The 18,873-nt window shown below is 61.9% G+C and carries 14 protein-coding genes and 2 pseudogenes; 15 read left to right on the plus strand and 1 reads right to left on the minus strand.

Annotated elements, in window-relative coordinates:
• The first annotated feature begins 25 nt into the window (after window positions 1-25).
• From OU993_RS15695 to OU993_RS15730, 9 genes and pseudogenes are all read left to right on the plus strand, one after another.
• A complete protein-coding gene (locus OU993_RS15695; protein WP_268158945.1) occupies window positions 26-949 on the plus strand; it encodes a 2-hydroxyacid dehydrogenase in 924 nt (307 codons plus the stop codon).
• Window positions 950-1,135: 186 nt separating this feature from the next.
• Window positions 1,136-1,465, plus strand: coding sequence for an STAS domain-containing protein (locus OU993_RS15700; RefSeq protein ID WP_326493843.1), 330 nt, complete (start codon window positions 1,136-1,138; stop codon window positions 1,463-1,465).
• A complete protein-coding gene (locus OU993_RS15705; RefSeq protein ID WP_268155755.1) occupies window positions 1,462-1,830 on the plus strand; it encodes a response regulator in 369 nt (122 codons plus the stop codon). The genes OU993_RS15700 and OU993_RS15705 overlap by 4 nt, the downstream gene beginning before the upstream one ends.
• On the plus strand, window positions 1,827-3,992 hold the full coding sequence (locus OU993_RS15710) for a chemotaxis protein CheA (RefSeq protein ID WP_268158946.1): 2,166 nt from the start codon (window positions 1,827-1,829) through the stop codon (window positions 3,990-3,992). Before OU993_RS15705 ends, OU993_RS15710 begins: the two co-directional genes overlap by 4 nt.
• Window positions 3,989-4,507, plus strand: a complete 519-nt coding sequence (locus OU993_RS15715; protein WP_268158947.1) for a chemotaxis protein CheW — start codon at window positions 3,989-3,991, stop codon at window positions 4,505-4,507. The genes OU993_RS15710 and OU993_RS15715 overlap by 4 nt, the downstream gene beginning before the upstream one ends.
• Before the next feature lie 142 nt (window positions 4,508-4,649).
• Window positions 4,650-5,171, plus strand: a pseudogene (locus tag OU993_RS28885) (MCP four helix bundle domain-containing protein); the annotation flags it as partial.
• Window positions 5,172-5,312: 141 nt separating this feature from the next.
• Window positions 5,313-6,255 (plus strand): annotated as a pseudogene (locus OU993_RS28890) (methyl-accepting chemotaxis protein); the annotation flags it as partial.
• A gap of 293 nt (window positions 6,256-6,548) precedes the next feature.
• Window positions 6,549-8,468 (plus strand): methyl-accepting chemotaxis protein, encoded by a 1,920-nt coding sequence (locus tag OU993_RS15725; RefSeq protein ID WP_268158950.1) that lies wholly within the window; start codon window positions 6,549-6,551, stop codon window positions 8,466-8,468.
• Between the two features lie 3 nt (window positions 8,469-8,471).
• Entirely contained in the window at window positions 8,472-8,960 is a 489-nt protein-coding gene (locus tag OU993_RS15730) for a chemotaxis protein CheW (protein ID WP_268155745.1), read from the plus strand.
• 67 nt (window positions 8,961-9,027) lie between these two features.
• Here the strand turns inward: OU993_RS15730 and OU993_RS15735 are convergent, their stop codons facing one another.
• A complete protein-coding gene (locus OU993_RS15735; RefSeq protein ID WP_268158951.1) occupies window positions 9,028-10,017 on the minus strand; it encodes a LysR family transcriptional regulator in 990 nt (329 codons plus the stop codon).
• 155 nt (window positions 10,018-10,172) lie between these two features.
• On the opposite strand from OU993_RS15735, the gene OU993_RS15740 reads away from it, so the two are divergent.
• From OU993_RS15740 to OU993_RS15765, 6 genes are all read left to right on the plus strand, one after another.
• A complete protein-coding gene (locus tag OU993_RS15740) occupies window positions 10,173-10,967 on the plus strand; it encodes an alpha/beta hydrolase fold domain-containing protein (protein WP_268158952.1) in 795 nt (264 codons plus the stop codon).
• A 65-nt stretch (window positions 10,968-11,032) separates the two neighbouring features.
• On the plus strand, window positions 11,033-12,205 hold the full coding sequence (locus OU993_RS15745; protein ID WP_268158954.1) for an efflux RND transporter periplasmic adaptor subunit: 1,173 nt from the start codon (window positions 11,033-11,035) through the stop codon (window positions 12,203-12,205).
• Window positions 12,206-12,296: 91 nt separating this feature from the next.
• A complete protein-coding gene (locus OU993_RS15750) occupies window positions 12,297-15,488 on the plus strand; it encodes an efflux RND transporter permease subunit (protein WP_268158956.1) in 3,192 nt (1,063 codons plus the stop codon).
• Window positions 15,489-15,702: 214 nt separating this feature from the next.
• Window positions 15,703-16,761, plus strand: a complete 1,059-nt coding sequence (locus tag OU993_RS15755; protein ID WP_268158958.1) for an aromatic ring-hydroxylating dioxygenase subunit alpha — start codon at window positions 15,703-15,705, stop codon at window positions 16,759-16,761.
• 2 nt (window positions 16,762-16,763) lie between these two features.
• Window positions 16,764-17,504: a GntR family transcriptional regulator gene (locus tag OU993_RS15760; RefSeq protein WP_268158960.1), complete on the plus strand. Its 741-nt coding sequence runs from the start codon at window positions 16,764-16,766 to the stop codon at window positions 17,502-17,504.
• An 86-nt stretch (window positions 17,505-17,590) separates the two neighbouring features.
• A complete protein-coding gene (locus OU993_RS15765) occupies window positions 17,591-18,604 on the plus strand; it encodes a PDR/VanB family oxidoreductase (protein ID WP_268158962.1) in 1,014 nt (337 codons plus the stop codon).
• The last annotated feature ends 269 nt before the right edge of the window (window positions 18,605-18,873 follow it).

Genomic DNA, 18,873 nt, shown 5'->3' on the forward strand with positions numbered 1-18,873 from the left:
CGGACAACAGACACTTGGGATTTCCATGACTTTTCTCTTCAATTCGGATGCAAAACGCGGCGCGATCTTCCGGGAGGCCTTTGCGGCGGCCCTGCCCGACCTTCCGTTCGTCATGGATGCGGCCTCCGTTGATCCGGATGATGTGCGGTTCATCCTGACCTGGACGGTTCCGGCTGATATTGGGAGATACCGCAACCTGGAGATCCTGTTTTCGATCGGCGCCGGAGTGGACCAGTTTCATCTCCATGTCGTACCGGATGACGTCAAGGTCGTGCGGATGGTCGAAGACGGCATTGTCCGGATGATGCAGGAATATGTCACCCTCGCCGTCCTGACGCTGCATCGCCAGATGCCGGCCTATCTCGCACAGCAGCGGTCGGAGACCTGGAAAGCCTTGCCTCAGCCGCAGGCGGCGGATCGACGGGTCGGCGTTCTTGGCCTTGGCCAACTGGGCCAGGCGGTTCTGGAGCGTCTGAAACCGTTCGGCTTTCCGCTCGCCGGCTGGAGCCGCTCGGCCCGCAGCATCGATGGCGTGACCTGCCACCACGGCGATGCGGGGCTTGTAGATCTGTTGTCCTCCAGCGATATCCTGGTCTGCCTCCTGCCGCTGACCGACGAGACGCGCGGTTTCCTGAACGCCCAGCTCTTCGAGAGCCTGCCAGACGGCGCAAGTCTCGTCCATGTCGGGCGGGGACCACAACTGAACGAAGCCGATCTTCTCGCCGCACTCGATCGGGGTCATCTGGCTGGCGCGGTCATCGATGTTACCGAACCGGAGCCGCTTCCAACCGGTCATCCCTTCTGGCAACATCCGAAGATCATCTTGACCCCGCACATCGCCAGCGTCACCCAACCACACACCGCCGCAGCGGCCGTTATCGATAACATCCGTCGTTATCGCCAAGGCCTCGCCCCGATCGGCCTGGTGGACCGCCAACGTGGTTACTGAATACCACTTGGCAACGAAACAAAGGCGCTAATATACCTTCTGTGTCACGTTCTTGCACAAACCCGCATCCACTGTGGATGTCCGGGTCTTTATTGCTCTAAATGCGACGAAGCAGAGTTTTTATTAGCGGTTTTTTAAATCCGGCTCCGCATCCTTGGGTCAACTGATTCCATGCCCGGGAGCACCGTGCCGACGATGACGAGTCCATCCGAAAAACTGGTCCTGAGCGACCCCCTGACGGTTCGTTTTGTTGGCGGGCATCAGGAGGCATTGCTTGGTGCGCTTCTTGGTCATGAGAACGTTGAGATATCGGTTTCGTCCGATCTGGTGTGTGATCTGAGTTTTCTTCAACTTTTGGAATCAGCCCGTGTTTATGCGGGCACGGCCGGTCGTGTTGTTCGTCTGTCGCGTGCGGCGGACGGGAACCTTTTGGATCTTCTCGAGCGATCCGGGTTTCTGTCTGGCATGACGGCGGAGGATCGTCGCTTCTGGCTTCACGAAGGAGTAATGCCATGAACGCCCGCATTTTGACCGTCGACGATTCCGCCAGCATCCGGCTGACCACGCGTGTCGCCTTGTCCAATGCCGGTTATGCCATCACCGAGGCGGTGGATGGCATGGACGGGCTCAGCAAGCTGAAGGGCGGCCAGTTCGATCTGGTGGTGACGGACCTGAACATGCCCAACATGGACGGTCTGACGATGATCCGCGAGCTGCGCAAGATCCCGTCCTGCATGGGGGTTCCGGTGATCTTCCTGACGACGGAATCCGACAACGAGCTGAAACAGCAGGCGAAGTCTGCCGGGGCGACCGGCTGGCTGACCAAGCCGTTTGACCCGGAAAGCCTGGTCAAGATCGTCAAGAAGGTGCTTGGCCGATGAGTTTCCCAGATCCGATTGCCGTCTTCCGCACCGAGGCCGCCGAACTGCTGGAGCAGGTGGAATCGGGTCTTCTGGATCTCAACCACGATCTCTCCGACAAGGAGCAGGTGGATGCGGTCTTTCGCGGGCTGCATACGCTGAAAGGGTCCGGGGCCATGTTCGGCTTCGAGGCGCTGGCCGCCTTTACCCATCATTGCGAAACGGCCTTCGATCAGGTGCGCAAGGGCATCGTGCCGGCAACCCATGATCTGGTGACCGCCGTCCTTGGCGCCACCGACCACATGCGGGCCTTGATCGAGGTGCCGGGCGGTGATCATGACGCCGTCAGCGAGACGCTTCTGTCGCGTCTGCGCGCCGCCGTCGCCGCCGCCGGTCATCCGGCAGGGGCGACACCTGCCGCCCATGCTGGTCCTGTCGCATCATCGGCCGCATCGCCGGTCGCATCGCCGGCCGCACCGGTCGAGGCCGCTTCGGCGGCTGGGCAAAAATCCGCCACCACCACCTACAGGATCCGCATCGGCCTGCCGCAGAACGCCATGGCGAACGGCACCAATCCGGTCGGGCTTCTGGACGAGCTTGCCGAGCTTGGCACGGCGACCATCCGCGCCGATCTCAGCCGCATTCCGGCGATCGATGATCTGATTGCCACCGATCTTTATGTCCGCTGGGACGTCGAGCTTGTCACCGACAAGCCGCGTTCGGCGATCGACGACGTGTTCATCTTCGTCATGGACGAGATGGAGCTTGTGGTGACGGTCGTCGAGCCGGAGGCCGCCCCGGCTGCGGTTGCCGCTCCTGCAACTCCTGCGGCTCCGGCCGTTTCAGTCAGCCCGGCCACCGCCCCGGTCGCTGCGGCACCCGCAGCCTCTCTACCGTCTGCTGTCCCGCCGGCCCCGGCCGCCCCGGTTGCCGCGCCGGTTACCGCGCCGGCCACGCCCGCCGCTTCTGGCCGCGGTGCGCCGCAAGCCGACGCCAAACAGCAGAAAGCCGCGGAAAATGTCCGCGTGCCGGCCGAACGCCTCGACGAACTGATGGACCGTGTCGGCGAACTGGTGATTGCCCAGTCGCGCCTCAGCCAGCTGGCCGGCTCTAGCGGCGACCTGATGCTGCGCGCCGTCTCGGAAGATGTGGAGCGCCTGTCGGGCGAGCTGCGCGACACGATGATGGTGCTGCGCATGGTGCCCGTTGCCCAGCTCTTCGGCCGTTTCCGCCGCCTCGTGCATGATCTTGCCATCGAGACCGGCAAGGCGATCGAACTCGTCACCGAAGGCGAGACCACCGAGGTCGACAAGAGCGTCATCGAACGGCTGGCCGATCCGCTCGTGCATCTGGTGCGCAATTCCTGCGACCACGGCCTGGAAAGCGCCGACGAGCGCCGCGCCGCCGGCAAGTCGCCGACGGGCCGCATCTTCCTCTCCGCCCGCCAGCAGGCCGGCGAGGTGATCATCACCATCAAGGACGACGGCCGCGGCATCAACCGCGAGCGGGTGCGCGCCAAGGCGGAAAGTTCCGGCCTGATCGCGCCCAATGCCAGCCTCTCCGACCAGGAACTCCTGCAGCTGATCTTCCAGCCCGGTTTCTCCACCGCCCAGCAGGTGACGAACCTGTCCGGCCGCGGCGTCGGCATGGATGTGGTCAAGCGCACCATCGATGCGCTGCGCGGCACGATCAACGTCGTCTCCAAACCCGGCGAAGGCTCCGAGATCTCGCTGGCCATCCCGCTGACGCTCGCCATCATCGACGGCCTGCTCGTGCGGGTCGGGACGGGCCGTTACGTCATCCCGCTCTCGGCGGTGGAAGAATGCCTCGAGCTTTCCGTCGAGGAGGACATGCGCTCGCGCGGCCGCAGCTTCATCTCGCTGCGCGACAGCCTGGTGCCCTTCATCCGCCTGCGCGACCTCTTCGAGACCGGCACCAAACCCGATCCCTTCCAGAAGGTGGTGGTCATCTCCACCGGCGCCGAACGCGTCGGCCTCGTCGTCGACCAGATCATCGGCGACCACCAGACGGTGATCAAGGCGATGTCCAAGCTGCATCATGACGTGGTCACCTTCTCGGGCGCCACGATCCTCGGCGACGGTGGTGTCGCCCTAATCCTCGATGTCGCCCATCTGGTGGCGGCCGGTCAGCAACAGGAGGCGCATTTGCGCGCGGCAGGATGAGCGAAGCATTGCGCAAACTACCCGAACACCTCTGGGAAGGCCGCGAGGAACTGGAAGTCCTCACCTTCGAAATCGCCGGCGAAATGTTCGCGCTCGAAGCGGTCCACGTCCAGGAAATCCTCGACCTCCTGTCGGAAACGGCCGTGCCGGGCGCCAAACCCTTTGTCGCCAGCGTCATCAACTTCCGCGGCAAGGTCATCCCGCTCGCCGACATAAGGCTCGCCTTCGGCATGGAGGCGACCACCACCACCATCGACAGCCGCATCATCGTCATCGAACTCGACATCGACGGTGAGGCAACACTGACCGGCATCCGCACCGACAAGGTGCACGAGGTCACGACGCTTGAAAAATCCCATGGCGAACCGCCGCCCAGCGTCGGCATGCGATGGAGACCGGACTTCATCGACTGCCTCGTCCGAAGACACGGCGAGTTCATCATCATTCCAAATCTCAAAACAATCTTCTCCGCTCAGAACGAGCGCGGAGCAGACACATCGGGTCCTCGAACCTGATCGCTACGTCGGCCGGGGTGTATCTCCGGACCGAACATAACCAGGGTCTCATGAGCGAGATCTCGCCGTGCCGAGGGGGCATGGCAACCGGACGGATGCAACGTCCATAAAACACTGAATCTGCTCATTGAAGGGACTTGCAATGCGGTTCACCATCAAACTGAAACTGGCGTTGGCCTTTGGCTTCCTTGTCATATTGATTGCCGCATTGGGGACGTTCAGCCTCCTGCAGATCGGCAATGTCAATGAAAAGGCGAACGAAGTCGCCACGAACTGGATGCCTTCCGTCGACACGTCGAACCAACTCAACACTGCGACCTCGGACTTTCGCATCGCCGAACTGCAGCACGTGATCGCGCAGGACGAGGCCGGCATGAAACAGTGGACAGGCGAGCAGGCGCGCTTGATCGACATGATCGCAAAGCTTCAGACCCAGTACGAAGGATATATCGCATCGACGGAAGAGCGCAATTTGTTCGAAACCTTCCAACGTCATTGGAAGGAGTACATGGCACTCCATGACAAAGCCTATCAGTTCGCTTCACGCAACGAGACTGACCAGGCAATGGCCATTTACAATGGCGATGGCTTGAAAGCCTTTAACGATGCGTCCAATGCACTGTTGACCGTTGTGAGCTTTAACAGCAGAGGTGGCGCCGCCGCAGCCAGCCAAGGGGTTGCCATCTATGAGTCGGCCACGCTTCTGGTCATCGGTGGAATCGGGCTTTGCGCGCTGTTTGCGATTGCTGTCGCAATCTGGATGTCTCTTTCGATCAGCCGAGGTCTGAACCGCGGAATAAGCCTTGCCGAAGCGGTTGCCATCGGTGACCTTTCTCATGAGGTCGAACACACTTCAAATGATGAGATCAAGGATCTCGTCGATGCAATGAAACGCATGACCGCCAACCTGCGCGCGACCGCCACCATTGCTGATCAGATTGCCGGCGGCGACCTGATGGTTCAGCCGAAGGCACTTTCCGATAAGGACACGCTCGGTCGGGCGCTCGCCAGCATGGTCGATCGCCTGCGCGGCGTTGTTGAGGATGCACTTTCGGCCTCCGACAATGTCTCGTCCGGCAGCCAGGAACTCTCGGCAAGCTCGGAACAGCTCTCCCAGGGCGCGACCGAACAGGCATCCGCCGCCGAACAGGCATCGGCCGCCATGGAAGAGATGGCCGCCAACATCAAGCAGAATGCCGAAAACGCCGCCCAGACCGAAAAGATCGCCCGCCAGTCCTCGCGGGATGCCGAGACCTCGGGCCAGGCCGTCAACAAGGCCGTCGGTGCGATGCGGACGATTGCCGAAAAGATCTCTATCGTCCAGGAAATTGCCCGTCAGACCGACCTTCTGGCCCTGAACGCTGCGGTCGAGGCTGCTCGTGCCGGCGAACACGGCAAGGGTTTTGCGGTCGTCGCGTCCGAAGTCCGCAAGCTTGCCGAACGCAGCCAGGCCGCTGCCGCCGAAATCTCGGCTTTGTCAGGTGACACCGTGCAGGTGGCGACCGAAGCCGGTGAGATGCTGAACCGCTTGGTTCCGGACATCCAGAAAACCGCGGAACTCGTCTCGGAGATCTCGGCTGCCTGCCGTGAACAGGATGTCGGAGCAAGTCAGATCAATGAAGCGATCCAGCAGCTTGACAAGGTGACGCAGCAGAATGCCGGCGCCTCGGAAGAGATGTCGGCCACCTCGGAAGAACTTGCCGCCCAGGCGGAAGAACTGCAGGCCTCCATCGCCTTCTTCCGTGTCGAGCGGGCCAAGAGTCCGGTTCGGAGCCATGCCGCCAAGACCACCGGTCAAACGGCCAAATCCCGGGCTCCTGCTGCAAAGGCATCCGCTGCCCGCGCGTCGCAGGCCCACAGTGTTGCCGCTCAGCAGGCCCGCGTCCAGGGTTTCGCCCTGGACCTGTCCATGGGCGGTCCGGATGAAGACGATGCCGCCTTCAGGCAGAGCGCATAAGCGCTCTGCCCATCAAACATAAACAATTCCGTTCTGGGGGGATCGGATTGAACTAGAAGCGCTCGCGCAAGAGGAACAATTGTGATGCGCCTAACCCTCAGAACCAAATTGACTGCTACATTCGGTCTTCTTCTTAGCTTGATGCTCGGCATGGGCGGTTACAGTCTGTATGCCGTTAATGATGCCGGGCAAACGCTGCACGACGTCATTGCCGGACCGGTGGCCCGGCAGGCCAACGGTCTTGGCATGGTCATCGATCAGATGAAAATCGAAGGTGCCCAGATGGCCATGATCGAAGCGACGACGCCGGACGAAATGGCTCGCCATATCCAGACCAGCGATGAAAGTCGCAGGGCCTTCAAGGAAAGCGCACAATGGGCCGCCGACCGCGCAGAGACCGAAGCCGGTAAAAGAGCCTATGCCGAACTCGTCGTGACCGCGGATGACATCGCCCGGATCGACGATCAGATCAGGGCGCTCGTTCGCAACGGCAAGATGCACGAAGCGCACGTGATGATCGAAGAGGTCAGCGGGCCGTTGATGCAGAAGGTCGAAACAACGCTTGCCGGTCGTATGGAGACCAACAAGAAACAGATGCAGGCTGCCGAAGATCATGCCGCCGCGACAAAACAATCGACGATCGTCGTGATCACCGCGATGCTGACGATCGCGCTTTTGGTCGGGGTCTCGACCTCCTTCTTCATCCTGCGCGGCATTCAGCGCGGCCTCAGCCAGATCCAGCACGCGGCCAGTGCCGTTGCCATTGGAGATCTGAACGCAAAGCTCACTGTCACCTCGAATGACGAGATCAAGGACGTCATCGATACGGTGAACGTCATGACGGAAAACCTGCGCCAGACGGCTGCTGTAGCGGACCGCATTGCCGTCGGCGATATCAGCGTTGCTGTGAAGACGCTGTCGGACAAGGATACGCTCGGCATATCGATGCAGAATATGAGCCGTTATCTGCAGAAGACCGCAGTGATCGCAAAGGCCATTTCGGAAGGCGATTTGACGATCAATGCTCGCCGGCAGTCCGATTCAGACTCGCTTGGCATTGCGCTTGAATCCATGGTGGAACGCCTGCGCGGTGTCGTCGGCGATGCGCTTTCGGCCTCCGACAACGTCTCGTCCGGCAGCCAGGAACTCTCGGCAAGTTCGGAGCAGCTCTCTCAGGGCGCGACCGAACAGGCATCCGCCGCCGAACAGGCCTCGGCTTCGATGGAAGAAATGGCCGCCAACATCAAGCAGAATGCCGAAAACGCCGCCCAGACGGAAAAGATCGCCCGTCAATCGTCGCGGGATGCCGAGACCTCCGGCAAGGCCGTCAGCAAGGCGGTCAGCGCCATGCGCACGATCGCAGAGAAGATCTCGATCGTGCAGGAAATCGCTCGCCAGACCGATCTGCTGGCGCTGAACGCTGCGGTCGAGGCTGCCCGTGCCGGCGAACACGGCAAGGGTTTTGCGGTCGTCGCGTCCGAAGTCCGCAAGCTTGCCGAACGCAGCCAGGCTGCTGCCGCCGAAATCTCGGCGCTCTCGGGTGACACCGTCCAAGTCGCGACCGAAGCCGGCGAAATGCTGAACCGGTTGGTGCCGGATATCCAGAAGACGGCGGAACTCGTCGCCGAAATCTCGGCTGCCTGCCGTGAACAGGACATCGGCTCCGCCCAGATCAACGAGGCAATCCAGCAACTCGACCGGGTGACGCAGCAGAACGCGTCAGCGTCGGAAGAGATGTCGGCCACCTCGGAAGAACTTGCCGCCCAGGCGGAAGAATTGCAGGCCTCCATCGCCTTCTTCCGTGTCGAGCGGGCAGGCGCCCCGCGTGTTGCGGGCGCCACAAAGCCTGCGCAACCGAAGGCGGCGGGGCAAAAAAACGCGGGCCTACAGCGCCGGCCGGATGCTTCCGTAGCCGGTCAGCAGGCGCGCGTGAAGGGGTTTGCCCTCGATCTTTCGATGGGCGGACCGGATGACGATGACGTTAACTTTCGGGAAAGTGCCTGAACCATGTCAACAGCCTCAGAAGCACAGTTCGTGACATTCAGCCTCGGCGAAGAGATCTTCGCCGTGCCGGTCGACGTGGTCCGGGAGATCCTGGACCACGAGGATCCGTTCAAGATCCCGCATGGTCCCGATTACCTTCTCGGTCTTCGCGACGTGCGCGGCCAGGGCGTGCCCGTCATCGATCTGCGCCTGAGGCTCGGCATGAGCCGCACCGAAAAAACGCCGCACACGCGTATCCTGGTGCTCGACGTGCCGGTGGAGGGCCGGGTCCTGGCGCTCGGGCTGGTGGCCGACAGGGTCTACGAGGTCGTGCCGTTCCAGAGCGGCCAGATCGAGGATGCCCCCGACATCGGCATCCGCTGGCGTTCCGACTACATCGCCGGCGTCGTGCGCCGCAACGGCGGCTTCGTCGTCATCATCGATCTCGCCCGCCTTTTCTCCGATTCGGGCGCAGCCCTTTCCGGCTTCGGGAAGACGCAGAACGTCGCCTAGTGGCCCGAACTCTCGGGGGCGCAGCAACGTGCATGCGCCCCCGCGCCATTTATGATGGACAATAACCTCAGGCGGAAACCCGTTTGGTGGCAATCAAATCCTGGGAATTGCGACCCGCTGCTGTCTCGGCCGCTATGCGGCCCCGATTGCATTCGGACCGTTCGACGTCCTGCAACATCTTCGCCAACCAATCGACAAACACCCTCACCTTGTTGCTGAGATGCCGGGTTTGCGGATAAACGATGTAGAGTGGGATCGGATCGCGCGGCCAGTCGCCAAGGATTTCCACCAGTTCGCCTCGGGCGACCGCATCGCGCACCATGAAGGAGACGGTCTGCGCAACGCCGATTCCGGCAATCGCAGCAGCTACATAACTTCTCGCCTCGTTGACCGAGATCACGTATTGCGGCTGAACCTCGATCACCGCATCGTCCTTGCGGAAGACCATTGGAAAATGACGCCCCTCATAGGCTTTCATATATCCAATGCCGGTGTGCTCGTTTTCGAGATCGTTCGGATGTTGCGGCACGCCCTTTCGCTGCAGATAAAGCGGCGCAGCATAGGTCCGCAGTTCCAATTCCGCCACCTTGCGCGCCACCAACGATTGATCATTCGGCGTCCCGCCCCTCAGCGCACAATCAACGTTTTCGGCAATGTAATCGACGATCCGGTCACCGATATCGAATTCCAGCTGGATCTTCGGATAACGCGTGTGGAAATCGCACAGAGCCGGCATGACGAGCTGATCGGCAAAGGCACCGGACAAGGCGACCCGCACCTTTCCGGAGGGTTGAGCCTGAGAACTTGACAGGCTGCCGTCCAATTCGTCCAGTTCCGCCAGAAGCCGGGAGGCCCGTTCGTAATACAGCGCGCCATCATTCGTCACCACGACCTGGCGGGTGGTGCGATTGAGCAGCTTCGTTCCCAGATGCCCCTCCAACCCCTGAACGAGATTGGTCACCGTTGTCTTCGGCATCTTGAGCGACAATGCCGCCTTGGAGAAGTTGCCGGTTTCCACTACACGGGTGAAGACCCTCATGGCCGTAAGCTGGTCCATCCCTCATGCTCCGTCATTGCGCACCGCATCATTGTCCCGAAATTCGGAATAGAGTTTCCTAAATTCGAATACTTGTGCATCTGAACGGAACAATAATATAAATTGCATCGAAGCGAAAGGGCACTCCTTCCGCTGGCGCGACGAAAGCAGGGCCGATGGCACGGCAATGGCAGATACCCGAAGACCGTGAGAGGAGTTTCCCCCTCCCCTACCGTGTCTACGAGGGAAAAGCAGAGGTCCGGCAGCAACCGTTGGTCCTGTATCTGCGAGGCCATGCCTTTCTGGACCAAGATCGAGCCGTTGCAGATTCGCCTGCGGCACTTGCGCTTGCCGATGCCGGCGCACTGGTGGTCGAGGCGGATTACAGCAGTGACTCGGGAAATGTATTCCCGCGGACACTGGAATGCGGGTTTGGTGCCCTGAAATACCTTGTGGCGAAGCGCAAGCGGTTTGCAACCGCCCGCTCGCCGCTCCTGCTGGCTGGGGACGAGGCCGGCGGAAATCTGGCCGCCAGCCTGGCGCTGAAGGCACGAGACTATATGCGGGATGAACTGGCAGGACAGGTTCTCCTGTCGCCGATGATCGACCCGCGTATGGTGACCGGATCGTTCAACAGGGCCGACGCCATCGGCATGCGGACGCGCTGGTCCGATGGATGGAGCCACTATCTGGCCTCCGCCTGCGGTTACCAGCATCCGTATGCGGCACCCTGCCTCTGTTCGCGGCTCGCCGGGGTGGCGCCCTCGCTCATCGTGACATCGGATGACGATCCGCTGCGCGACGAGACCCTGGACTATGCCGCACGGTTAGAGGCGGCCAATGTGCCAGTCACTACTCGTATCCTGCCGGATACCTGCGGCTGGACCGGGATCTACAGCGGCCAAGACGGCGAGTGGCGCTCGCAGGTCTCAGCCGACATCTCGCGGTTCCTCAAGGAACTGTCGACCTAGACGGCGGGCACGGAGCCCGCCCATCATCACAGTGCGGTTCTGAATAGAACCGAAGGAGAGTTGTCATGACCGCAAGGATCAGGAATGCGGCCCTGTGGGGGACCGCTTTGGCCACTGCTTTGGCAATCGCCGGTGGCTCGCTTTATCTGGACCAGCCGCGCGACGCACGGGCAGCCCCGGCTGCCGCCGCCCCGCCGGCCGTGCCGGTCACCGTTGCCACCGTCGAACCCCGTTCCGTCACCGTATGGCGGGAATTTTCCGGCCGTCTCGAAGCCGTCGACCGGGTGCAGATCCGCCCACGGGTGGCCGGCGCCATCCAGGCGGTGCATTTCCGCGAAGGCGGCCTGGTCAAGCAGGGGGACCTGCTCGTCAGCCTCGACCCGGAACCCTTCAAGGCGGCCGTTGATCAGGCCCGCGGTGAGGTCGCTTCGGCACAGGCGAGGCTTGATCTCGCCAAAACGGAACTCGATCGCGGCACGACGCTGATGGCGCGCAATACGATCTCCGAAAGCGATCTTGCGCAGCGCCAGAGCACACATGCGGCGGCGCTTGCGGCCCTCCAGTCCGCCAGGGCGGCCTTGCGGCTGGCCGAACTCAATCTCGGTTACACCGAAATCCGTGCGCCGATCGCCGGGCGTCTCGGCCGGCTCGAGGTGACGGTTGGTAATCTCGTCGCCGAAGGTTCGACCTCCCAGGCGCTCACCACGCTCGTCTCCGTTGATCCGATCTATGCGAGTTTCACCATCGACGAAGACTACCTGCAGCAGATCCTCGCGGTCCTGCCGGCGAAGGACAGGCTTGCCTCGCTCGAACAGATCCCCGTCGAGGTCAGTCTGCCGGACAATGCGGCGCCGCTCACCGGTCGCCTTCAGTTGATCAACAACGAGATCGATGCCGCGACCGGCACGATCCGTGTGCGCGCCGTCTTCGACAATCCGGATGGCCGGTTGATCCCCGGACAGTTCGTCCGCATCCGCATGGGCCAGCCCAACACGGAAAACCGGCTCGTTATCAGTGAACGCGCCGTGGGCACCGACCAGGACAAGAAGTTCGTCTTCGTGGTCGATGGCGGCAATACCGTCGCTTACCGGCAGATCGAACTCGGCGCCCCGGTCGATGGTCAGCGGATCGTCGAGAAGGGACTTGCCGCCGGTGACCGCGTCGTCGTCAGCGGCCTGCAGCGCATCCGCCCCGGCGCCGTGGTTCAGCCGCAGGAGCAAACGGCGCTGAACGACTAAACCCGCCACCCTGGCATCCTCAATCTCGAACAGCCTGCGGCCTTCTGGCCGCGGGACGGTTTTCCATTGTCCTCCGTGAGGGTCTACCCCCATGAACATATCGCGTTTTTTCATCGACCGGCCGGTCTTTGCAGGCGTTCTGTCGATCCTGATCCTGGTCGCCGGCCTGATCGGTTTGCGCGCGTTACCGATCTCCGAATATCCGGAGGTAGTGCCGCCCTCTGTCGTCGTGCGCGCCACCTATCCCGGCGCCAACCCGACGGTGATCGCCCAGACGGTGGCAACCCCACTCGAAGAGCAGATCAACGGCGTTGAAGACATGCTCTACATGTCGAGCCAGGCGACCTCTGACGGCGTGCTGACCCTGACTGTTACCTTCCGGCTGGGTACCGACCCGGACAAGGCGCAGCAGCTCGTGCAGAACCGTGTCTCGCAGGCGGAGCCCAGGCTTCCGGCCGAGGTGCGTGCGCTCGGCGTCACCACGGTCAAAAGTTCGCCCGATCTGATGATGGTCGTGCATCTGGTCTCCACCGGCGACCGTTATGATCTCACCTATCTGCGCAATTACGCCACGCTGAACGTCAAGGACCGGCTTGCCCGCATCGATGGCGTCGGACAGGTGCAGGTATTCGGGGCCGGCGATTATTCCATGCGCATCTGGCTTGATCCGCAGAAGGTGGCCGAGCGTGGCCTTGCCGCCAGCGATATCACCAATGCGATCGGCCAGCAGAACGTCCAGGCAGCGGCCGGCATCATCGGCGCCTCCCCGTCGCTTCCCGGTGTCGACCTGCAGCTCAATGTGAACGCCCGCGGCCGGCTGCAGACGCCGGAGGAATTTGGCGCCATCGTCGTCAAGACCGGCGAGAATGGCGAGATCACCAGGCTCCGAGACCTCGCTCGCATCGAGCTTGGTGCGGCCGACTATTCCCTGCGCTCGCTGCTCGACGGCGAACCGGCCGTTGCCGTTCCGATATTCCAGGCGCCCGGCTCGAATGCGATTGCCATCTCGGACGCTGTGCAGGCGACGATGCAGGACCTGCAGAAGGCCATGCCCGATGGCGTGCGCTACGAGATCGTCTACGACACGACGGAATTCGTCCGCTCGTCAATCGAGAAGGTCGTCGATACCCTGCTGGAAGCGGTCGCGCTCGTCGTGCTCGTCGTCATCCTGTTCCTGCAGACCTGGCGCGCCTCCATCATTCCGCTGATTGCCGTCCCCGTCTCCGTCGTCGGCACGTTTGCGGTGATGTATGCCTTCGGGTTCTCGATCAACGCGCTGACGCTGTTCGGTTTGGTGCTCGCGATCGGCATCGTCGTGGATGATGCGATCGTCGTCGTCGAAAACGTCGAGCGCAACATCGAAAACGGGCATTCCCCACGGGAGGCCACCTATCGGGCCATGCGCGAAGTGTCCGGGCCGATCATCGCGATTGCGCTGGTGCTCGTCGCCGTCTTCGTACCGCTCGCCTTCATCAGCGGCCTGTCCGGACAGTTCTACCGCCAATTCGCACTGACCATCGCCATTTCGACGGTGATTTCCGCCATCAACTCACTGACCCTGTCGCCGGCGCTCGCAGCCCTGTTGCTCAAGGACCACCATGCTCCGAAGGATGTGGTGACACGCGTCATGGATTGGCTGTTCGGCTGGTTCTTCCGCGGTTTCAACCGGGCTTTCGGCGCCGCATCGCGTGGTTATGGCCGCACCGTCGGCGGGCTGCTGAGCCGCAAGAGCCTGGTGATGGTGATCTACATCGCTCTCGTCGGCGCCACCTACAGCATGTTCAATGCGGTGCCCGGCGGCTTCGTGCCGGCGCAGGACAAACAGTATCTGATCGGTTTTGCCCAGCTGCCGGATGGCGCGACGCTCGACCGCACCGAAGAGGTGATCCGCAAGATGAGCGACATCGCGCTGGAGCAGCCGGGCGTCAAGAACGCGCTCGCCTTCCCGGGCCTGTCGATCAACGGCTTCACCATCGGTTCGAATGCCGGCATTGTCTTTGCGGTTCTGGATGATTTCGAGGAGCGCAAGGATCCGTCTTTGTCCGGCGGTGCGATTGCCATGGCGCTGAACCAGAAATATGCCGGCATCGAGGATGCCTTCATTGCGATGTTCCCGCCGCCGCCGGTCAACGGTCTCGGTTCGACAGGCGGCTTCAAGCTGCAGATCGAGGACCGCGCGGGCTTCGGTTACCAGACACTCGACGAAACGACCAAGGCGGTCATCGCCAAGGCCTATCAGACGCCGGAACTTGCCGGCATCTTCTCCAGCTTCCAGGTCAACGTGCCGCAGCTGTTTGCCGATCTCGACCGCGTCAAGGCACAGCAGCTCGGTGTGTCGGTAACGGACGTCTTCCAGACGCTGCAGATCTATCTGGGTTCCCTGTATGTTAACGATTTCAACGCGTTTGGCCGCACCTACAGTGTCCGGGTCCAGGCGGATGCGCAGTATAGGGCCAAGCCGGAGGATATCGGCCAGCTGAAGGTGCGCTCGCAAAGCGGCGAGATGATCCCACTCTCGGCACTTTTGAAGGTGGAAGCCTCGACCGGGCCGGAACGGACGACGCGCTACAACGGCTTCCTTGCCGCCGATATCAATGGCGGGCCGGCGCCCGGCTTCTCCTCGGGCCAGGCGCAGGCGGCCATCGAAAAGATCCTGCGGGAAACCATGCCGGCAGGCATCGATTTCGAGTGGACCGACCTCACCTATCAGCAGATCCTTGCCGGCAATTCCAGCATCGTCGTTTTCCCGCTGGCGCTGCTTCTCGTCTATCTCGTACTGGCCGCCCAGTATGAGAGCCTGACCCTGCCGCTTTCGATCATCATGATCGTGCCGATGGGTGTGCTCGCGGCGCTGACCGGTGTCTGGTACACCGGCGGCGACAACAACATCTTCACCCAGATCGGGCTTGTGGTGCTGGTGGGGCTCTCGGCGAAGAACGCGATCCTGATCGTCGAATTCGCCCGCGAACTCGAGTTCGAAGGACGAACGCCGGTGCAGGCCGCAATCGAGGCAAGCCGCCTTCGTCTGCGGCCGATCCTGATGACCTCCATGGCCTTCATCATGGGCGTCATCCCCCTGGTGGTTTCTACCGGTGCGGGCGCCGAAATGCGCGCGGCCATGGGTGTTGCCGTCTTCTCCGGCATGATCGGCGTGACCTTCTTCGGTATCTTCATGACGCCCGTCTTCTATATCCTGGCGCGGCTTTTGACCGGCAACCGTCCGCTGCGCCAGCACGGCCACAACGCGCAAGACACGGCCGGCAGTCACGCTTCGGTCAACTGACACGGTGCGCTGAACATACCCAAGACGGCTCCTCAGTCGCGAACATCGCGGCTGGGGAGCCTTTTTTTTTTGAGGGCCTCGGAGCCTGTATACAGCTTTTGTGTGATAACTGGAAAATTGCTTATTCGATAGCGTAATCATTGCATTTCAATCCCGGATCTTGACAGTATGTATACAGCTCGTTTTAATGTCCTCCATCTGAGGAGGACAGATCATGACGAAGCCCACATTCCCGCTGAACGCATGGTACGCCGCCGCCTATGACGTGGAACTCAAACGCGCGCTCCTGCCGCGCACCATCTGCAGTAAGCCGGTTGTCCTGTATCGCAAGGAAAATGGCTCTGCGGTCGCGCTGGCCGATGCCTGTTGGCACCGCCTTGTTCCGCTGTCGCTTGGCCGCCTCGAAGGTGACAATGTCATCTGTGGTTACCACGGCCTGGAGTTCGACGACACCGGCCGCTGTGTATACATGCCGTCGCAGCACACCATCAATCCGTCGGCCTGCGTCAAATCCTATCCGATCGCCGAAAAGCACCGTTTCGTCTGGATCTGGCCCGGCGATCCTGCACTGGCCGATCCGGCGCTCATTCCCGATCTTCACTGGAACCAGGACCCGGATTGGGCCGCCGACGGCAAGCTGATCGAGGTCGCCTGCGATTATCGCCTGGTGGTCGACAACCTGATGGATCTGACGCACGAGACCTTCGTGCACGGTTCCTCCATCGGCAACCGCGCGGTGGCGGAAGCTCCCTTCGAAGCGACCCATTCGGATCGTTTTGCCTATATCACCCGCTGGATGGACAATATCGATCCGCCGCCCTTCTGGCGGAAGCAGTATGGCAAGCCCGGCAAGGTCGACCGTTGGCAGATCATCCGCTTCGAGGCGCCCTGCACCGTCACCATCGATGTCGGCGTGGCGGAAGCCGGAACCGGCGCCAAAGAGGGCGACCGCTCCAAGGGCGTCAACGGCTTCGTGCTGAACACGATTACGCCTTCGACGGAAAAGAGCTGTCTGTACTTCTGGGCCTTTGCCCGCAATTACGACCTGAAGAACCAGGCCCGCACGCATGAACTGCGTGAAGGTGTGGCCGGCGTCTTCCGTGAAGACGAGGTGGTGCTGGAGGCGCAGCAGCGCGCCATCGACGCCAATCCGGACCACAAGTTCTACAACCTCAACATCGACGCCGGATCGATGTGGGCACGCCGGCTGATCGATCAGATGATCGATGCGGAACTCGGTGCCGCCACACGATACCCGGCGGCTGCGGAGTAACCATGGCCGGCGAACAGGGACTGGGCAGGCAACAGACGGAAAAAGCCCTCTCGGGCTTGCGCGATCTCGTGCTGAAGGGCGAGATCGCTGCCGGCGAACGCCTGTCGGAGGTCCTGCTCGCCGGGCGGCTCAAGGTATCGCGCACCCCCTTGAGGGCCGCCCTTCAGAAGCTGGAACTTGAGGGGCTGGTCGATCTCATCCCCTCGGGTGGCTATCAGGTGCGGCGCTTCAGCCAGGAGGATGTCATCGATGCGATCGAGCTTCGCGGCGTGCTGGAGGGAACGGCAGCGCGCCTTGCGGCCGAACGCGGCGTGGCGCCAGCGAAGCTGAAGGCCATTCACGACGTGGTCCGCAAGCTGGACGAAGCCTTCGAGCCCGCACCGCCCGACATGGATTTCGAACGGTATGCCGCCCTCAATGGCCGTTTCCACGCTCTGCTGGCCGAACTGTCGGGCAGCAATCTGCTGGTACGGGAACTGGAGCGGGCACGCCGCCTGCCGTTTGCGAGCCCCAACGCGTTTGTCGGCGCGGAAGGCCATGCACGCGCTTTCCAGCAGACGCTGATCGTCGGGCAGGCACAACACAAGGCGATCCTGTCGGCAATTGAGCTCAGGGAAGGATCGCGGGCAGAAGCACTGGCGCGCGAACATGCACGGCTTGCCCGGCAGAACCTCGACTTCGTTCTGCAGGAACGGCCGGAGCTGAAGGACAAGGTGGCCGCGCTGGCGCTGATGGCCGGCTGAGGGACGCCAGACACAGATCAAGACAAGGCACCGGTTGCCCGCAGGGAGGCATGCGGCAACGGGGCGCAAGAGACAGGGAGGATTTCATGCGTTCGAAACTGGAATGGCGCCAAGCAAAGGTCGTCGAGATCGAGACACCGGCGCCCGATATACGGCTGGTGACATTTGCCGTCGAGGCGCTGACAAGCGGCTTTGATCCCGGTTCCCATACGAACATCAAGGTGGTGATCAACGGCGCGCCGGCCATCCGCACCTATACCGTCATTCCAAGCCGCCCCGGAACGCTTGCGATTGCGGTAAAGCTGCATCCGAACAGCCGCGGCGGCTCCGCCTATGTCTGGACGCTGAAAATCGGCGACGCGACGGAGGTGACCGAGCCGGAAAACCGCTTCGAACTGTCCTGGCGCGCGTCGCAGTACCTCCTGATCGCCGGCGGCGTCGGCGTCACGCCGATTTATGGCATGGCGAAGGCATTGGCGGCGCGCGGCCAGCCGGTGCGTATGATCTACGGCGCGAAGAATGTCGCATCCATGGCCTTTGCGCCGGAGCTCAAGGGCCTTCTCGGCGAGCGGCTGGCCACCTATTCGCAGGATGATGGCGAGAGCTTCGACCTCGCAGCGGAATTCGCGACCCTGCCGGAAGATGGCGAGGTCTATATCTGCGGACCGCTTGGTCTGCTGGAGGCCGCCAAAACGGCCTGGCGCGCGGCAGGCCGCCCGGCGAGCCGACTGCGTTATGAAGTGTTCGGCGACAACGGGCGTTTTGCCGAACAGCCCTTCGAGGTGGACGTCGCAGGGTTCGGCACGACTGTATCGGTGCGCGCAGACCAGACGATGCTGGAGGCCCTGATGGAGGCCGGCGTGCCGATGATCTTTGACTGTCGCCGCGGCGAATGCGGATTGTGTGCGGTCAAGATCGTCTCCTGCTCCTCGGAGCTCGATCATCGCGACGTATTCTTCTCGCAGGAGGAGAGACGGGACGATCCGCGAATCTGTGCCTGTGTCTCGCGTGCCCGCGGTGGGCGCCTGGTCATCGACAATGGTTACGTCACCGAAGCGATTCTTCCGGCGACCTCTGCGGCCACACTGCAGGCCGGTTGACGGTGCGACTCAAAGAATAAGAGCAAACACGACGGTGGCCCGGCCCTCGACGCCGGGCCATGCGATTCGCCGTGAACCACTTGTTGCCTCACGCTACGTCTCGTTGGCGCACGGACCCGCTCACGCGCCTGCCGATGTCATAAATTGCCCGCTTTTTTACAGCTTTAAGCTTCAAAACGCGATCGAATGCATCTCTAATCATCCGCTGTTTTTTAGGACTTCATGAACAACGCCGGTGGATGAAAAAGCAAGAGCATTGCTCTTTTTAG

Source organism: Rhizobium sp. SL86, assembly GCF_026672545.1.
GTDB lineage: Bacteria > Pseudomonadota > Alphaproteobacteria > Rhizobiales > Rhizobiaceae > Neorhizobium.